The organism is Sphingopyxis sp. BE235 (assembly GCF_031457175.1).
Lineage (GTDB): Bacteria > Pseudomonadota > Alphaproteobacteria > Sphingomonadales > Sphingomonadaceae > Sphingopyxis.
In genome coordinates this window covers 71,199-87,798 of the sequence record NZ_JAVDWC010000004.1, presented here as the reverse complement: position 1 = coordinate 87,798, position 16,600 = coordinate 71,199, and the positions used below count along the sequence as shown (strand labels likewise).

The window sequence follows — 16,600 nt, the reverse complement described above, 5'->3', positions numbered from 1 at the left end:
ATGATGCAAATATGGCACGTCGATCGCCGCACCCTGCTCGCGGGCGCCGCAGCCGCCGCGCTTGTCCCTGTTTTCGCCCGCGCCGCGCCCGTTTCGACCACGACTTTCGGGCCAGCCAAACCGCTGCCCCTGTCGGCAGTCCGCCTGCTCGAATCGCCCTGGCTTGAGGCGATCGAAGGCAATCGTCGCTATCTCCACGCACTCGAACCCGACCGCCTGCTTCATAATTTTCGCGCCAGCGCGGGACTCGAACCCAAGGGTGCGGTCTATGGCGGGTGGGAAAGCGATACCATTGCCGGGCACAGCCTCGGCCATTATCTGACCGCCTTGTCGCTGATGTACGCGCAAACGGGCGACGAGGAATGCAAGACGCGCGTCGATTATATCGTGAGCGAACTCGCCGCGGCGCAGGCGGCGCATGGCGACGGCTATGTCGCGGGTTTCACGCGCAAGCGCGGCGATGTCGTCGAGGACGGCAAGACGATCTTCGCCGAGCTGACGCGCGGCGACATCCGTTCGATGGGGTTCGACCTCAACGGCTGCTGGGTGCCCTTTTACAACTGGCACAAATTGTTCGCCGGATTGTTCGACGCGCAGGAGCTTTGCGGCAATGCGAAGGCGCTACCCGTCGCGGTCGGGCTCGGCACCTATATCGATGGCGTGTTCGCAGCGTTGAACGACGATCAGGTCCAGCAGATACTCGATTGCGAGCATGGCGGGATCAACGAGAGCTTTGCCGAGCTGCACGCGCGAACGAAAGACCCGCGCTGGATGCGCCTCGCCGAGCGGCTGCGGCACCGCAAGATACTCGACCCGCTCAGCGAGGGCACGGATTCGCTGCCGTGGATCCATGCCAACACCCAGATCCCGAAAATCATCGGCCTCGCGCGGCTGCACGAGCTGACCGGCAAGGCGGGCGACGCGGCGGCGGCGCGCTTCTTCTGGGAAACGGTGATCCGCGACTATTCCTACGTCATCGGCGGCAATGCCGACCGCGAATATTTCCCGGCGCCGCGGACGATCTCGAAACATATCACCGAGCAGACGTGCGAAAGCTGCAACAGCTATAATATGCTCAAGCTCACCCGCCACCTCTATGGCTGGCGGCCCGAGGCGCGGCTGTTCGATTATTATGAGCGCGCGCACACCAACCATATCCTCGCGCATCAGGACCCGGCGACGGGCATGTTCGCCTATATGGTGCCGTTGATGTCGGGGTCGGCGCGTAGATTTTCGAAACCCTTCGACGATTTCTGGTGCTGCGTCGGGTCGGGAATGGAAAGCCACGCCAAGCATGGCGATTCGGTGTGGTGGCAGAGCGGCGATACGCTGCTCGTGAACCTCTACATCGCCTCGACCGCGACATGGGAAAGCCAGGGCGCGGGATTCCGGATGGAGACCGCCTACCCGTTCGGCGATCGGGTCGATCTCACGCTCGAGACGCTGGGCCGCTCACGCGATTTTGCCGTCGCGCTGCGAATTCCCGGCTGGTGCGAGGGCGCGGCGCTGACGGTGAACGGCAAATCCGTGCCCGCGGGAACCTCTGGCGATTATGCGGTGATCCGCCGCCGCTGGGCGAAGGGCGACCGGATCGCGCTGACGCTGCCGATGCGGCTGCGCACCGAAGCCGCGAACGACGATCCGGCGACCGTCGCGTTGCTCCACGGCCCCGTCGTACTCGCCGCCGACCTCGGCCCCGCCGACCAGCCGTTCGAGGGGCCCGCTCCCGCGCTCGTCGCGGCCGATCTGCTCGCGGGCTTTGCGCCGGTCGATGCCGCGGCAGGTCGTTTCCGTACGACCGGCATCGCGCGGCCCGCCGACCTCAGCTTCGCACCCTTTTACCAGCAGCGCGATCGCCGCACCGCGGTCTATTTCAAAAGCTTCGACGACGCCGGCTGGGCGCGCGAGCAGGTCGCCTTTGCCGCCGAGCATGCGCGCCAGCAGGATCTCGCGCGCCGGTCGGTCGATGTGATGAATTTGGGCGAGATGCAGCCCGAGCGCGACCATGGGCTGACCGCCAAGAACAGCTATGCCGTCACCTATCGCGGGCGCCACGGGCGCGATGCCCGGACCTTCGGCTTTTTCGAATATAGAGCGAAGGTGCGTCCGGGGCCGCTGGTGCTGCAGGCGGCCTATTGGGGCGAAGAGCGGAACAAGCTGTTCGACATCCTCATCGACGGAACGAAGATCGCGACGCAGGCACTCGATGGGGGACACCCCGGCGAATTTTTCACGATCGATTATCCGATCCCGGCCGACCTGACCCGCGGCAAGGACAGCGTCATGGTCCGCTTCCAGCCCGCCAACGACACCACACGCTGCGGCCCCGTTTTCGGCGTCCGCATCTTCACGCCCGCTTCAGCCCCCGAAACAGCCAAAGGGACGGTTTGACGCACGGCTAATCCGACAATGAAACAGGGGGTCGCAAAAATGGATAGACGCTATCGATTGCTGGTCACGCTCGGGCTTGTGATATTCGCGCAGCCCACGCTCGCGCAGGAACAGGGCGCGAAGCCCGCGGTCCACGCCAAGTCGGCGATGGCGTCCTCGTCGAACCCCACCGTGACCAAGGCGATGGTCGAGGTGATGAAGAAAGGCGGCACCGCGCTCGACGCCGTGCTGACCGCGGTGCCGATGCAGGCGGTGATCGAACCGCAGATGACGACCCTCGCGGGCGGCGTCTCGATCCTCTATTATGACGCCAAGACCCGCGAATATCATTATCTCGACGCCGAGCTCGATCATACCAAGGACGCACAGGTCGGCGGCGGCTGGGCGCAATATACCGGCGGCGGCGGCGAGCGACTGCCCGACACGTCGGGCAAGCGCATCGGCATTCCGGGCACGGTCGCGGGGCTGAAGGCGGCGGCGGACCGCTTCGGCACGCTCAAATGGGGCGATTATTTCGCCCCCGCGATCAAGCTCGCCGACGATGGCTACCCGATGTATAGCTTCCTCTATGGCGAGCTCGCCGAGGCGGCGCTGACGCGGCTTTCCGCTTACCCTTCGGGGCGCGAGGAATATCTGCCCGACGGCTATGTGCCCCCGGTCGGCACGATCGTGAAGCATCCGCGGCTGGCGCAGGCGATGCGCCGCATTTCCGCCGAGGGGCCATCTTACATCTACACCGGCGAATGGGCGCAGCGCTTCGTCGCCGCGGTGCGCGCGACGGGCGGGGGGCTGACCGCCGAGGAGCTTGCGGGGTACAAGGCGCGCTGGGAAACGCCGCTGCGTTCGACCTATAATGGTTACGAGGTCATCGGCGCGCCGCCGCCGTCGACCGCGGGGACTTTGATCTCGATGGTGCTCAACGTCGTCGAGAATTACGACCTCAAAGCGCGCCCGCATTATGCGCAGTCGGCCGAGGCGCTCGAACTGATCCGCCGCGCCTTCGGCTTCGCCGAGACCGCGACCGATGAGTTCGTGCGCGATCCGCTGAGCTATGATGTCCCGACCGAGATGTTGCTGTCGAAAGACAATGCGAAGCGCTTTGCGGCGCAGGTGACCGCGAGCCTGCCCAAGCCGGCCACGACATCGCCGCAAGCCGCAGCCACGCCGGGAAGCGCGCTCGAACTCGCGGCGTCCTTCGATAGCCACGACCGCCACTCGACCGACACCAACCATCTCGTCGCGGTCGATGCGCAGGGGAATATGGCCTCGGTCACCCACTCGGTCTACGGCAGCACCTTCGCGACCGGCATGGTCGTCGACGGGATCGCGATGAACAGCGGCAATAATTTCCCCGGCAACACTGCCGGACCTGGCCGCCGCGTGATCTCGCCCTTCCCGCCGACGATGATCGCCAAAGACGGCAAGCCATGGATGACGATCGGCTCGCCCGGCCTGTCGTCGCGCGCGGTGACGATCACGCTGATCAACCTGCTCGGTTATGGCATGCCGCTCGAACAGGCGGTCGACGCGCCGCGTTTCCAGGGGTCGCAGGCGGGCGTGCCGATGGTGGTCGAAAGCCGCGTGACGCAGGCGGTGCGCGACGAACTCAAGACCCGATACGGAGTCAATGTCCGTCCGACCGCCCCCTATAATTGGCACTTCGGATCGATCCAGGCGATCCAGCGCAATCCCGACGGCAGCCTGACCGGCGTCGCCGATCCTCGCCGCGCCGGCCTCGCGGCCGGTTACTGATCAACAGGAGAAATTTCGATGCGATATCTCGCTCCCGCACTGCTGGCCGTCTCGGCCATCGCCCTCGGCGCTCCCGCTTTCGCGCAAGCTCCGCAATTGGCCTCACAGTCGGCAGACGCGCGGCTGAAGGCGCTTTACGATGCCGAGTGGAAATGGCGCACGCAGGAGCTCGCGCTCGACCCGGACGGCGACCGCGACGGCAGCGACCGCTTTCCGAGCGTCGATGCCGCAAGCCAGGCGCGCCGCGCCGCCTATTGGAACAATACGCTGGCCGAGCTCAACAAGATCCCGTTCGACCAGCTGTCGCCCGAAGAGCGGATCAACGCCGAGGTGTTCAAGACCGCACTCGAAGAGTTCGGGGTCGAGCAGAAATACCGCGAATATGAGGATCCGTTCTTTTTCTGGACGTGGATCGCGCCGCGCGGCGGGCTGCCGAACGCCGACGCCTATCGCAATTATATCAAGCGGCTCGGCGATATGCCGCGTTATGTCGATCAGCAGATCGTCAACATGCGCGCAGGGCTCAAGCGCGGCTTCACCAAGCCGCAGGTCTCGCTAGCCGGCCGTGACGCGCCGATCGAACCGCTGGCGTCGGCCGATGTCGACAAGAACCCGCTGTTCACCAGCTTCGCTGCAATGCCCGGCAGCATCCCCGAAACCGAACGCACGGCTTTGGTAGCCGAGGGCCGCGCTGCGGTCGCTGCTGCGGCACCGGCGTTCGCAAAGCTGCGCGCCTTCGTCCGCGACGAATATATCCCCAAGGCGCGCACCGCGATCGCGGGCGAAGCGCTGCCCGACGGCAAGGCCTATTATGCCGCGAAGATTCGCCAATATACGACGCTCGACCTGACACCCGAGCAGATCCATGAAATCGGGACCAAGGAGGTCGCGCGGATCGACGCCGACATGCAGGCGACGATGAAGAAGGCGGGATGGACGGGCGATTTCGCCGGCTTCCTCCATTTCCTGAAGACCGACCCGCAGTTCACCGCGAAATCGCCGTACGAGCTGATGGCGAAATCAGCCTATGTCGCGAACCGGATCAACGGCCAGCTCAAATTCCTCGTCGGCCATCTGCCGCGCTATCGCTTCACGATCCGCCAGACCCCCGACAATATCGCGCCCTTCGCGACCGGCGGCAACGGGGGGCTCGAGAGCTGCCTGATGAACACCTATAACCTCCCCGCGCGGCCGCTCTATACGATCCCGCCTTTGACCGCGCACGAATGCGCACCGGGGCATAGCTTTCAGGCGGCGCTCGCGCTGGAGGCGCCCGACCGGCCGCAGATCCGTCGGACGACCTATTTCTCGGGCTATGGCGAAGGCTGGGGGCTCTACACCGAATGGCTCGGCATCCAGATGGGGCTCTACGAAACGCCCTATGACGAGTTCGGGCGCGAGACGTACGAGATGTGGCGCGCGGCGCGGCTCGTCGTCGACACCGGGCTGCATCACAAGGGCTGGACGCGCCAGCAGGCGCTCGATTTCATGAAGGCGCACACAGCGCTGTCGGATCACGAGATCACGATCGAGGTCGATCGTTACATCAACGATCCGGGCCAAGCGCTCGCGTACAAGCTCGGCGAGATGCTGATCCGCCGCAAGCGTGCCGAGGCCGAAGCGAAACTCGGTGCCAGTTTCGACCAGCGCTGGTTCCACGACACGCTGCTCGGGCTCGGGTCGGTGCCGCTGCCGACGCTCGAGCGCGTGCTCGACGAATGGATCGCGGGCGGGGGCAAGAACCCCAATCCCGAACCCGCCGCCTGATTCTTCCGACAAGGAGACGCAAATTGCTCACCCGCACGATCCTGCTTTCGACCCTCGCCCTCCTGCCGCTCGCGCCTGCGGCGGCAGAGGCACAAGCCGCGGCTGCCCCTTCGGCCGCGGCGGCCACGCCGGGAAGCGCCGACGCCCGGCTTCGCGAGCTGTACGAGGCCGAGTGGGCCTGGCGGCAGAAGGAATTCGCCCGGCGCATCGGTGACCCGCCCTTCACCGCGTCGGCCGACCATCTGCCGCGCGTCGATGCGGCGACGCAGGCGGCGCGGCAGGCCTATTGGCAAAAGACGCTCGCCGCGCTCGACGCGATTCCGGTCGATCAATTGTCCGAGAATGAGAAGATCAATGCCGCGGTGCTGCGCACCAGCCTCGAGGCCTTCGTCGCCGAGGGCAAGTACCGGATGTGGGAAATGCCGTTCAACGCCGACAGCCAGTTCTGGTCGGGGCTGAGTGCGCGCGACGCCTGGCCGTCGCTTGAGGAATATCAACGCTACATCGGCCGCATGCGCGACATCCCGCGCTATTTCGACGAGCAGATCGTCAATATGCGCGCGGGGCTGAAGCGCGGCTTCAGCGTGCCGCGCGCCTCGCTCGAAGGACGCGACGCAACGATCGCCGCCTATGTTGACACCGACCCGGCGAAAAACCCCTTCTACAGCGCCTTCGCCAAGATGCCTTCGACGATCCCGGCAGCGGATCAGGAGCGGCTGCGCGCCGAAGCCCGGCAGGTGGTCGCGGGGACGGTGGCGCCCGCCTACGCCAAGCTGCTGACCTTCTTCAAGCAAGAGTATCTGCCCAAGGCGCGCACGACGCTGGCGGCCGAGGCGATGCCCGACGGCAAGGCCTTTTATCAGGCGCAGATCCGCGAATATACGACCACCGCGCTGACCGCCGAACAGATCCACGAAATCGGCCTCAAGGAAGTCGCGCGGATCACTGCCGAGATGGAGCAGGTGAAGGAGAAGGCGGGGTTCAAAGGTGACCTTGCGGCGTTCATCCAGTTCCTGCGCACCGACCCGCAATTTTATGCGAAGACCCCCGAGGAGCTTCTCGCCTTCTCGGCGCTTGTCGCCAAGCGCGCCGACGGCCAGCTCAAATATACGATCGGCTTCCTGCCGCGCTACCGCTTCACCATCCTGCCGGTGCCCGACGCGATCGCGCCGACCTATACCGCAGGGCGCGGCGGGCTCGATGCGTGCCTGATGAACACCTATGATCTGCCGTCGCGGCCGCTGTACCAGATCCCCGCGCTGACGCTCCACGAATGCGTTCCCGGGCACAGCTTCCAGGCCGCGGTCGCGCTCGAGACGGTGAAATGGCCGGCCTTCCGCCGCCAGACCTATTTCTCGGGCTATGGCGAGGGCTGGGGACTCTACACCGAATGGCTCGGCACCAAGATGGGCATTTATCGCACGCCCTATGAAGATTTCGGGCGGCTTTCGTTCGAGATGTGGCGCGCCTCGCGGCTCGTCGTCGACACCGGCGTCCATCATTATGGCTGGAGCCGCGAGAAGGCGATCGACTATCTCGCGAGCCACACCGCGCTCGCGCAGCATGACGTCGAGACCGAGATCGACCGCTATATCAGCTGGCCCGGACAGGCGCTCGCTTACAAGCTGGGCGAGATCACGATCCGCCGGCTGCGCGCCGACGCCGAGGCAAAGCTCGGGCCGAAGTTCGACCAGCGCAAGTTCCACGACACCTTCCTCGCCCTGGGGTCGGTGCCGCTTCCGGTGCTCGAACAGCAGCTTGAAAAATTCATCGCCGATGGCGGCGAAGGTCCGACCGCCGCCGCCCCCTGATTTCCTTCCCCCCCGACATAATATTCCCAGGAGAGATCCATGCGTATCAACCGCTATCCGATCCTTGTCGCGCTGGCCGCGGCACTCGCGCTGCCCGCCGCCGCGCAGGAAAAGAAAGCCGAAACCGGCAAGAGCGAAAGCGCCAAGGCCGACGCGAACGAACCCGAAGAGGATATCGCGCGTGCCAGTGCCGAGGAGGACGCGCAGCCGAAACGCGGCAGCGTGACGGTGAAGGGCCGGACGATCGCCTATACCGCGACCCCCGGCACACTCACAATCCGCGACGACGATGGCGAGGCGGTCGCGAGCATGTTCTACGTCGCCTATGTCGCCGACCGGCCGAAGGGTTCGGCGCCGCGCCCGGTGACCTTCACCTTCAACGGCGGGCCGGGCTCGTCGAGCATGTGGCTGCACATGGGATCGATCGGCCCCGTGCTCGTCGAAACGCCGAACGCGGGCAGCACCGCTCCCGCACCCTATCGCATCCGGAGCAATCCCGAGACGATGCTCGACAAGACCGACATCGTCTTCCTCGACGCGATCGGCACCGGCCTGTCGCGCCCGATCGGCAAGTCGAAGGGCCCCGAATTCTGGGGGGTCGATCAGGATATCGACGCCTTCTCGCGCGGTATCATGCGCTACCTCACGCTCAACGACCGCTGGGACAGCCCGAAATTCCTGTTCGGCGAAAGCTATGGCACGCTGCGCGGCGCGGGGCTGGTCTATGCGCTGCAGCAGCGCGGGGTGCAGATGAACGGCGTCGTGCTGCTGTCGTCGATCCTGAACTATGGCGTACGCCAGCCGGGCTACGACCAGATCTACCTCACCTATCTGCCAAGCTATGCCGCGACCGCCTGGTATCACAATCGGCTGGCTAACAAGCCTGCGGCGCTCGAACCCTTCCTGACCGAAGTGCGGCAATGGACGACGGGACCCTATGCGGCGGCACTCGCCAAGGGGTCCGACCTTAGCGACGAGGAACGGAGTGCCGTCGCGCAGCAGATGAGCGCCTATACGGGTCTGCCGGTCAAATATATCCTCGACGCCGACCTGCGCGTTGAACTGTCGCGGTTCCGCAAGGAGTTGATGCGTGACCAGAAGCGCACCGTCGGCCGGCTCGATTCGCGTTTCATCGGGATCGACGTCGATGCGGCGGGCGAAGGCCCCGAGTTCGACACCACCGACGCCGCGATCAGCGGACCCTATGTCGGCGCGCTCAACAAATATCTGTTCGGCACGCTCGGCTATAAGACCAAGCTCAGCTACCGTCCCAATTATTACGTCAAGATCGGCGGCGGCAATTGGGACCAGCGCCACCGCGCGCCCGGCGGACGGCAGGGCGGCGCGCAGATGGCGCTTGCCAACACCGCGCTCGACCTGTCGGCCGCGATGCGCCAGAATCCCTATCTGAAAGTGCTGTCACTCAACGGCTATTACGACATGGCGACGCCCTTTTTCGGCGCCGAATATGATCTGAAGCATATGCAGATCGACCCGTCGCTGCGTCAGAACCTGACCTATCATTATTATGAATCGGGCCACATGGTTTACATCAACCCGGCAGTCATCGGGCAGTTCAAGCGCGACCTCGACGCCTTCTATGACAGCGCGGCCGTAGGCAACTGAACGGGGGGAGGCAGCGCTCGCGCCCACCGCCGGACGCGAGCGCTGCCTTATCAATCGCCCAAAACAAGCGCACCGTCGATACGGCGCGCGATGCCCAACGGATTGGCCGGCTTCAGCGCCGCCGGGAGCAGGCTTTCGGGCAAATTCTGATAGCTGACGGGCCGCAGGAAGCGTTCGATCGCCAGCGTACCGACCGAGGTGCTCCGTCCGTCCGATGTCGCCGGGTACGGGCCGCCATGGACCATCGCATGGCAAACCTCGACGCCCGTCGGCCAGCCATTGGCGAGAATGCGCCCGACCTTGCGCTCGATCAGCGGCAGCAGCCGTGCCGCCAGCGGCTCGTCGTCGGCGTCGATCTGGAGCGTCGCGGTGAGCTGGCCCTCGAGTCCCGCGACCAGCGCCGCGACCTCGTCGATGTCGCGGCAGCGGACGATCACCGACGATGAGCCGAAGACTTCGTGGCCGAGCGCGGCGTCGGCGCGGAAACCCTCGGCGTCGGTGATGAACAGCGCACCGCGTGCCGCGCAAGCGCCCGGCCCTTCGGCCCCGCGCGCGACAAGCCGCGTCGCCGAATGACGTTCGAGGGCATCGACACCGCTCTCGAAGCTTTTGTGGATACCCGGCGTGAGCATCGTCGCAGGGGCAATGGCCGACAGCGCAGCGCCCGCCGCGGCGGCGAAGCGGTCGAGATCGGGGCTGTCGAGCGCGATCAGCAGGCCGGGGTTGGTGCAGAATTGGCCGGCGCCCATCGTCAGCGACTGGGCGAACGCCTCGCCGAGCGCCTCCGCCCGGTTCCCGAGCGCGGCGGGGAAAAGGATGACCGGATTGATGCTGCTCATTTCGGCATAAACCGGGATCGGCTCAGTGCGTGTCGCGGCGATCTGCATCAGCGCGAGCCCGCCGCCGCGCGAACCGGTGAAACCCACGGCCTTGATCCGCGGATCGGCGACGAGCGCGCCGCCGAGCGCGTTCGACGGGCCGGGCAGATAGGAGAAGACGCCTTCGTGGAGCCCCGAGCTCGCGACCGCCGCGCGGATCGCGCGTGCGACAAGCTCGCCCGTGCCGGGATGCGCGGGGTGACCCTTGACCACGACCGGGCAGCCCGCGGCGAACGCCGAAGCGGTGTCGCCGCCGGCGACCGAGAAGGCGAGCGGGAAGTTGCTCGCACCGAACACCGCGACGGGGCCGAGCGCAATGTGCCGGCGGCGGAGGTCGGGCCGCGGCAACGGCGCGCGATCGGGCAAGGCGGGATCGATCGTCGCGTGCAGCCAGTCGCCGGCGCGGACAAAGGCGGCGAACATGCGCAGCTGCCCCATCGTGCGGCCGCGCTCGCCCTCGAGCCTTGCGCGCGGCAGGCCGCTCTCGGCCATTGCGCGTTCGATCAGATCGTCGCCGATCGCGGCAATGCCGTCGGCAATGGCTTCGAGAAACGCCGCCCGCGCTTCGAGCGTGGTTTCGGAAAAGCTGGCAAAGGCGGCATCGGCGAGCGCACAGGCACGGTCGACATGGCTCGCGTCCGCGGCGCCAAACGGCGGTTCGATCGTCTGTCCGGTCGAAGGATCGACCGCGAGGAAGGTCTCGGTTGCACTGTCTTCGGCCGCGCCGACGAAAATCGAACCAGCTATCATTTTGGCGTCCTTCATTGTTCCTGGGGGAGAGTCTGCGGCCGGAAGGCCCGGGTCATTTCGTCGTTGCGCGCCGCCGATGCGGCGATGGTGTCGCCCATCAACCGGGTGAGCGTGTCGTCTTCGTCGAGGACCCTGAGGCCGGCGTGCGTCACGCCCCCCGGGCTTGCAACGCGGCGTGCCATGTCGGCGGGGTCGGCTCCGGCCTCGGCCAGCATCGCCGCCGATCCGGCCATCGTCTCGGCAATCAACCGAAGCGCTTGTTCGCGGCTTAGCCCCTGAGCCTCCGCAGCGAACGCCATCGCATCGGCGATCCGGAAGAAAAAGGCGGGAGTCGCGCCCGAAACCGTCGTCGCAATGGCGCAAAGGCGCTCGTCGCTCATCCATTCCACGATGCCGAGCGGAGCAAAAAGGGTTTCGGCCAGCGCCCGTGACGCCCCATCCACGCCGTCGCCCGCGAGCGCGGTGACTCCGCGCCCGATCGCCGCGGGAAGATTGGGCACCGCACGCACCAGCGGCCCGGCCGCCCGAAAATGATATCGCAGCGTCGCTAACTCGACCGCCGCGAGCACCGAAATCAACATGGTGCCGGGTGCCGCCAGTTCCGCGAGCGATGGTGCGATCTCTGCAAGTTTCTGCGGCTTCACGGCGAGGACCAGCACCGCGGGCGGGGCGAGCCCGGTCGGGACCGAGCCGAACAGCCGCACCCCTTCCGGCGCCGCCGCGAGCGAAGGATCGACGACCGTTATTGACGAGGCCGGCACGCCGCTCTGCAGCCAGCCGGCGAGCATCGCGCCACCCATATTGCCGCAACCGACCAGCATGACGCTGGCGGGCCGCACTCCGCGCAGAATATCCTGAGAATCCGAGGGCAAGAAAGGCGTCTCCGCGACGATATTGTAGAGGAGCGCCTTAGTACATCGTATACGATTTTGGTCAAGTCATCGCTGGGCAGCCGGCTTGCCGTCGGGCTCAGAACTGGTAAGCCAAACCCCCGCCGAAGACCCACTGGTCGGCGCTGCCGGCGTCCTTCACGATTGGCGAATCGGCGAAGCGCGAGAGGAGGCGGCCATATTGTGCGCCGCCGAGCAGCACGAAGCCCTTGCGAAGATCGCCCGACAGTCCATAGGCGCCCGCCACGCCGAGCGTATATTTGCCCGCGGTCGCCTTGCGACCCGCGCCGGTATAGACGGGGAGGCCGCTCGCGGCGCTGCCCAGCGGGTCGATGTCGTAATAATAGCGGCCGAAGCCCTTGCCGTAGAAGTTCACCGACGCCGACACGCCAATATAGGCGCGTTTCGACAGCGGCGTGCCGTAATCGATCGTCGGCGAAGCGGTCCAGCTGCCGTGTTTGCCCGATATGTCCTTCGTCGCGACGAAGCGGAAGCCGAGCTGATCATAGGCGCTGGTGATCACGCCGGTTTTGGTGACGCCCGTGAAGAAGCCGGCCTCGACCGCCATTTTGCGGTCGGGGAGCAGGTCGACCTGCGGATCCTTGACGCTGCCGGTGCGGTCGCCGCGCAGGCTGATGATCGGACCGAACTTCCAGTCGATCTTCTGGCCGCGGCGATGGCGGATCAGGTCGACCTGGAAATTGGTGCCGCGGGTCGAGAAGGAAAAGCCCTCGTACCGGCCGCGGACGTAAAAGGCCGGCAGAAAGCGGCGGTCGTCCGAGCCATTATAGTCGGCCGAGTTCAGCACGCCCGCCGCGACGGCGATATAGTTGCGCGACCATTTGCGATCCGAATCTTCATCGTCGTCGTCGGGCCGCGCGCCGGGGAGCAGGATATTCTCGTCGATATCGGTGTTTTGGAGGTAGCGCGCGGGTTCTTCCTCGATTCCGGTCGCGAGGCCGGTGTCGGGGGGCGTGGCGGTTATCTCATAGGGCAGCGGCGCCTCTTCGGCGGCGGCGGGTGCGGTGAGCGCGCAGGCGGCAAGAAGCGGGACGATGCGCGCCGGCGGGCCGATGCGGAAGAACAGTCTCAAATCGGCGATGGTCATCCGCTCAAATATCCTATGGTCTTGCCCGTCCTTACGGGGGTGTAAGTAAACAATCCGCCATTGCAACGGCTTCGTCTTGCCGAAGGATGCATTTGATCGCATGTGCCTTTCATGAACCAACGCCTCTTCGCCGCTTTCATATTCCTCCGCATCGCCATTGGTTCCGCGGCCGATACCCGGCGGGAGCGCGTATCATGAGCCGCGTGCCGCGTTTCATCGGCTATGCTTTCATGGCCGCCGCGGCGGTGCTCGCGGCGGTGATGAAGAAGGAAGGCGTCGAAAGCGTCGGCCCGCTGCCCGCGGTTGCGGTCGCGCTTTTCCTCGGCATGGTCGGGGTGATGCTAGTGTTCACCGACCTGATGGTGCGCGGGCTTTATGCGCAGGTCGATGCCGCGAAGGCGCGCGAGGAGGGGGAGGGCGAAGATTGATCCGCCGCGCTCGCAGGGCGGAGGATCGGCTGCCGCCTCGATCCCTTTTCGTTCGACACCCCATGCGCTTGGCTTTATGACGACGACATGACCGATCGTCCGCATACGCCGCTGCTCGACACGGTGGATGTCCCCGCCGACCTCCGCAAGCTGAAGCCCGAAGACCTCCGCCAGTTCGCCGACGAGCTGCGCGCCGAGATGATCTCGGCCGTCGGCACAACGGGCGGGCATCTGGGATCAGGGCTGGGTGTCGTCGAGCTGACGACCGCGCTCCACTATGTGTTCGACACGCCGCGCGACAAGATCGTGTGGGACGTCGGGCATCAATGCTATCCGCACAAGATCATCACCGGGCGCCGCGACCGCATCCGCACCTTGCGCACCGGCGGCGGGCTGTCGGGCTTCACCAAGCGCAGCGAAAGCGAGTACGACCCGTTCGGTGCGGCGCATTCGTCGACCTCGATCAGCGCCGCATTGGGCTTTGCGATCGCGAACAAGCTGAAAGACGAACCCGGCCGCGCGATCGCGGTGATCGGCGACGGGTCGATGTCGGCGGGCATGGCCTATGAGGCGATGAACAACGCCGCCGCGGCGGGCAACCGGCTGATCGTGATCCTCAACGACAACGACATGTCGATCGCGCCGCCGGTGGGCGGGCTTTCGGCCTATCTCGCCAAGCTCGTATCGTCGCGGCCGTTCATCGAGCTGCGCGAGATCGCGCGGCGCTTTGCGCGCAAGCTGCCCGAGCCGCTGCACAAGGCGGCGAAAAAGACCGACGAATATGCGCGCGGCATGGCGATGGGCGGGACGCTCTTCGAAGAGCTCGGCTTTTATTATGTCGGGCCGATCGACGGGCATAATCTCGAGCATCTGATCCCGGTGCTCGAAAATGTGCGCGACAGCGACCATGGCCCGGTGCTGATCCACGCGGTGACGATGAAGGGCAAGGGTTACGCCCCCGCCGAGGCGGCCGCCGACAAATATCATGGCGTCCAGAAATTCGACGTGATCACCGGCGAACAGGCGAAGGCGCCGCCGGGACCGCCCGCGTACCAGAATGTGTTCGGCGAGACGCTCGCGAAGCTTGCCGACACCGACAAGCGCATCGTCGCGATCACCGCCGCGATGCCGTCGGGGACGGGGGTCGACAAATTCGCGAAGGCGCATCCCGGACGCACCTTCGACGTGGGCATTGCCGAGCAGCATGCGGTGACCTTTGCTGCGGGGCTCGCGGCGCAGGGGATGCGGCCGTTCGCGGCGATCTATTCGACCTTCCTCCAGCGCGCCTACGACCAGGTCGTGCACGATGTCGCGATCCAGAATCTGCCGGTGCGCTTCGCGATCGACCGCGCGGGACTCGTCGGGGCCGACGGCTCGACGCATGCGGGCTCGTTCGACGTCACCTATCTGGCGACCTTGCCGAACATGGTGGTGATGGCGGCGGCCGACGAGGCCGAACTCGTCCATATGACATACACGGCCGCCGAATATGACGATGGCCCGATCGCCTTCCGCTATCCGCGCGGCAATGGCACCGGCGTGGCGCTGCCCGCGGTTCCCGAGAAGCTCGCGATCGGCAAGGGGCGCGTCGTGCGGAGCGGCAAGACCGTCGCGATCCTGTCGCTCGGCACCCGGCTCGCCGAGGCGCTGAAGGCGGCCGACACGCTGGAGGCGCGCGGGCTGTCGACGAGCGTGATCGACCTCCGCTTCGCCAAGCCGCTCGATGAGGAGCTGATCCGCAAGGCACTTAGCGGCCATGAGGTGTGCGTGACGGTCGAGGAAGGCAGCGTCGGCGGTCTGGGCGCGCATGTGCTGACGCTCGCGAGCGACGAGGGGCTGATCGATGCGGGGCTGAAGCTGCGCACGATGCGCCTGCCCGACATCTTTCAGGACCAGGACAAGCCCGAGCTGCAATATGACGCGGCGGGGCTGAATGCGCCGCAGATCGTCGATTGCGTGCTGAAGGCGCTGCGCCACAACAGCGCGGGCGTCGAGGAAGCGGGCGCGCGCGCTTGAGCCGATAAGCAAGCCGGGGGGCACGGGGCGGCATGAACTTCTTCAACCTCCTGCAATCGCTCGACGAGCTTCTCTACGAGGTTATGTCGTGGCTGGTCTTTTATCCGATCACGCTGTGGCGGACGCTCGTCCACCCCTTGAAGATGATGGATTATTCGGACCTCGAGCAGCGCGATACCGAGGACCAGCAATATACCGACACGCTGTCGCCGCCGCTGTTCCTGCTGCTGTCGCTGATCATCGTCCACGCCGCAGAACTCGCGCTGGTCGGCACCGAAGCGGTGGTGACGAGCAAGATCGGCCTGTCCGCGCTGGTCAGCACCAACACCGACCTGATCATGCTGCGCATCGTGACCTACAGCCTGTTCGCGGTGTTGATGGCGACGCGGTTGGTTCGCGCGCGAAAGGTCGAACTCACGCGCCAAACGCTACGCGCTCCCTTCTACAGCCAATGTTATGTTATCGCGTTGCTCGCGATCCTGTTCGGCGCCGCCACGATATTAATCCGGCTGGCGCATACATGGTCGCTGGTCACCGGTGTGGTGCTGGCGCTTGCCGCGCTGCTGTGGTTCGGCACCCTGCAGACCGCGTGGTTCGTCCAGCATCTGAAGTGCAGCCGGCTGCGCGCCTTTGGCCAGGCGTCGCGCGCGATGGTCGAAAGCATTGTCGCGGTGCTGCTGCTGTCGAACCTGTTCAGCTGAGCCGGACAAGAAAACGGCCCGGTTATGCCGGGCCGTCCTCATCATCGGTCGAAAGGGCCGTTCAGGCGGTCGGGATCGCCGCCGATGCGTCGCGGCCGTCGCCTTCGGGGGCGGCGAGGATGTCGCGGACGACGAGGCCCTTGTCGACCACCTGCGTGTCGGGGCTGCCGACCTGGCTGCGGATGCCCGGATCGGCGCGCGCGCCGTCGGCGCTGCCGATGATCTGCGTTTCGCTCGCGCTACGCGCCGACGGGCCGCCGAAGAGGGCGCGCAGCGTCTGTTCGGCGGTCGTTTCGCCGCCGGGGCGCGCGGTGCCGGGGGCCGGCGGGGTCAGCGCGAAATCAGGCGGCACGACGAGCGGCGCCTGACGCGACACCATCATTTCGTCGGGACGGTCGCGGCTGAACAGGCTGTTCGACCCGCAGGCCGAAAGCGTCGTGGCAAGAATCGAGGCGGCCAGGATGGCGGTGGTCCGGTTCACT

General features: G+C 65.9%; 12 protein-coding genes. 8 read left to right on the top strand and 4 right to left on the bottom strand.

Annotated elements, in window-relative coordinates; all coding sequences use genetic code 11:
- The 5 genes from J2X38_RS16780 to J2X38_RS16760 are packed head-to-tail and all read left to right on the top strand — an operon-like array spanning position 1 to position 9,347.
- Positions 1 to 2,391 (top strand): glycoside hydrolase family 127 protein, encoded by a 2,391-nt coding sequence (locus tag J2X38_RS16780; protein ID WP_310255648.1) that lies wholly within the window; start codon positions 1 to 3, stop codon positions 2,389 to 2,391.
- 39 nt (positions 2,392 to 2,430) lie between these two features.
- Positions 2,431 to 4,143: a gamma-glutamyltransferase gene (locus J2X38_RS16775; protein WP_310255645.1), complete on the top strand. Its 1,713-nt coding sequence runs from the start codon at positions 2,431 to 2,433 to the stop codon at positions 4,141 to 4,143.
- Between the two features lie 18 nt (positions 4,144 to 4,161).
- Positions 4,162 to 5,910 carry a DUF885 family protein gene (locus tag J2X38_RS16770; protein WP_310255642.1) on the top strand — a complete coding sequence of 583 codons (1,749 nt, stop codon included), beginning with the start codon at positions 4,162 to 4,164 and terminating at the stop codon, positions 5,908 to 5,910.
- Positions 5,862 to 7,721 carry a DUF885 domain-containing protein gene (locus tag J2X38_RS16765; RefSeq protein WP_405053466.1) on the top strand — a complete coding sequence of 620 codons (1,860 nt, stop codon included), beginning with the start codon at positions 5,862 to 5,864 and terminating at the stop codon, positions 7,719 to 7,721. Before J2X38_RS16770 ends, J2X38_RS16765 begins: the two co-directional genes overlap by 49 nt.
- Positions 7,722 to 7,760: 39 nt before the next feature.
- A complete protein-coding gene (locus J2X38_RS16760; RefSeq protein WP_310255638.1) occupies positions 7,761 to 9,347 on the top strand; it encodes a S10 family serine carboxypeptidase-like protein in 1,587 nt (528 codons plus the stop codon).
- A gap of 50 nt (positions 9,348 to 9,397) precedes the next feature.
- On the opposite strand, the gene J2X38_RS16755 is transcribed toward J2X38_RS16760, so the two are convergent.
- The 3 genes from J2X38_RS16755 to J2X38_RS16745 form a co-directional block, all read right to left on the bottom strand.
- Complete coding sequence (locus J2X38_RS16755) at positions 9,398 to 10,975, bottom strand: aldehyde dehydrogenase (NADP(+)) (protein ID WP_310255636.1); 1,578 nt, start codon at positions 10,973 to 10,975, stop codon at positions 9,398 to 9,400.
- 11 nt (positions 10,976 to 10,986) lie between these two features.
- Positions 10,987 to 11,796: a pyrroline-5-carboxylate reductase gene (locus J2X38_RS16750; RefSeq protein WP_310256088.1), complete on the bottom strand. Its 810-nt coding sequence runs from the start codon at positions 11,794 to 11,796 to the stop codon at positions 10,987 to 10,989.
- 148 nt (positions 11,797 to 11,944) lie between these two features.
- Entirely contained in the window at positions 11,945 to 12,973 is a 1,029-nt protein-coding gene (locus J2X38_RS16745) for a MipA/OmpV family protein (protein WP_310255634.1), read from the bottom strand.
- Positions 12,974 to 13,167: 194 nt separating this feature from the next.
- Here J2X38_RS16745 and J2X38_RS16740 point away from each other — a divergent pair, with 194 nt between their 5' ends.
- The 3 genes from J2X38_RS16740 to J2X38_RS16730 all read left to right on the top strand — a co-directional run bounded on the left by J2X38_RS16740 (position 13,168) and on the right by J2X38_RS16730 (position 16,118).
- Positions 13,168 to 13,401, top strand: a complete 234-nt coding sequence (locus J2X38_RS16740) for a hypothetical protein (RefSeq protein ID WP_137889768.1) — start codon at positions 13,168 to 13,170, stop codon at positions 13,399 to 13,401.
- A gap of 87 nt (positions 13,402 to 13,488) precedes the next feature.
- A complete protein-coding gene (dxs, locus tag J2X38_RS16735; protein WP_310255632.1) occupies positions 13,489 to 15,417 on the top strand; it encodes a 1-deoxy-D-xylulose-5-phosphate synthase in 1,929 nt (642 codons plus the stop codon).
- Positions 15,418 to 15,449: 32 nt separating this feature from the next.
- A complete protein-coding gene (locus J2X38_RS16730) occupies positions 15,450 to 16,118 on the top strand; it encodes a hypothetical protein (RefSeq protein ID WP_310255630.1) in 669 nt (222 codons plus the stop codon).
- A 61-nt stretch (positions 16,119 to 16,179) separates the two neighbouring features.
- On the opposite strand, the gene J2X38_RS16725 is transcribed toward J2X38_RS16730, so the two are convergent.
- A complete protein-coding gene (locus J2X38_RS16725; protein ID WP_310255628.1) occupies positions 16,180 to 16,599 on the bottom strand; it encodes a DUF3035 domain-containing protein in 420 nt (139 codons plus the stop codon).
- Position 16,600: the final 1 nt, after the last annotated feature.

Bases quoted from the DNA above. Each gene is read 5' to 3' on its own strand.
- J2X38_RS16780 (WP_310255648.1), top strand. From the start codon at position 1: ATGATGCAAATATGGCACGTCGATCGCCGCACCCTGCTCGCGGGCGCC.
- J2X38_RS16775 (WP_310255645.1), top strand. From the start codon at position 2,431: ATGGATAGACGCTATCGATTGCTGGTCACGCTCGGGCTTGTGATATTC.
- J2X38_RS16770 (WP_310255642.1), top strand. From the start codon at position 4,162: ATGCGATATCTCGCTCCCGCACTGCTGGCCGTCTCGGCCATCGCCCTC.
- J2X38_RS16765 (WP_405053466.1), top strand. From the start codon at position 5,862: ATGGATCGCGGGCGGGGGCAAGAACCCCAATCCCGAACCCGCCGCCTG.
- J2X38_RS16760 (WP_310255638.1), top strand. From the start codon at position 7,761: ATGCGTATCAACCGCTATCCGATCCTTGTCGCGCTGGCCGCGGCACTC.
- J2X38_RS16755 (WP_310255636.1), bottom strand. From the start codon at position 10,975: ATGATAGCTGGTTCGATTTTCGTCGGCGCGGCCGAAGACAGTGCAACC.
- J2X38_RS16750 (WP_310256088.1), bottom strand. From the start codon at position 11,796: ATGCTGGTCGGTTGCGGCAATATGGGTGGCGCGATGCTCGCCGGCTGG.
- J2X38_RS16745 (WP_310255634.1), bottom strand. From the start codon at position 12,973: ATGACCATCGCCGATTTGAGACTGTTCTTCCGCATCGGCCCGCCGGCG.
- J2X38_RS16740 (WP_137889768.1), top strand. From the start codon at position 13,168: ATGAGCCGCGTGCCGCGTTTCATCGGCTATGCTTTCATGGCCGCCGCG.
- dxs (WP_310255632.1), top strand. From the start codon at position 13,489: ATGACCGATCGTCCGCATACGCCGCTGCTCGACACGGTGGATGTCCCC.
- J2X38_RS16730 (WP_310255630.1), top strand. From the start codon at position 15,450: ATGAACTTCTTCAACCTCCTGCAATCGCTCGACGAGCTTCTCTACGAG.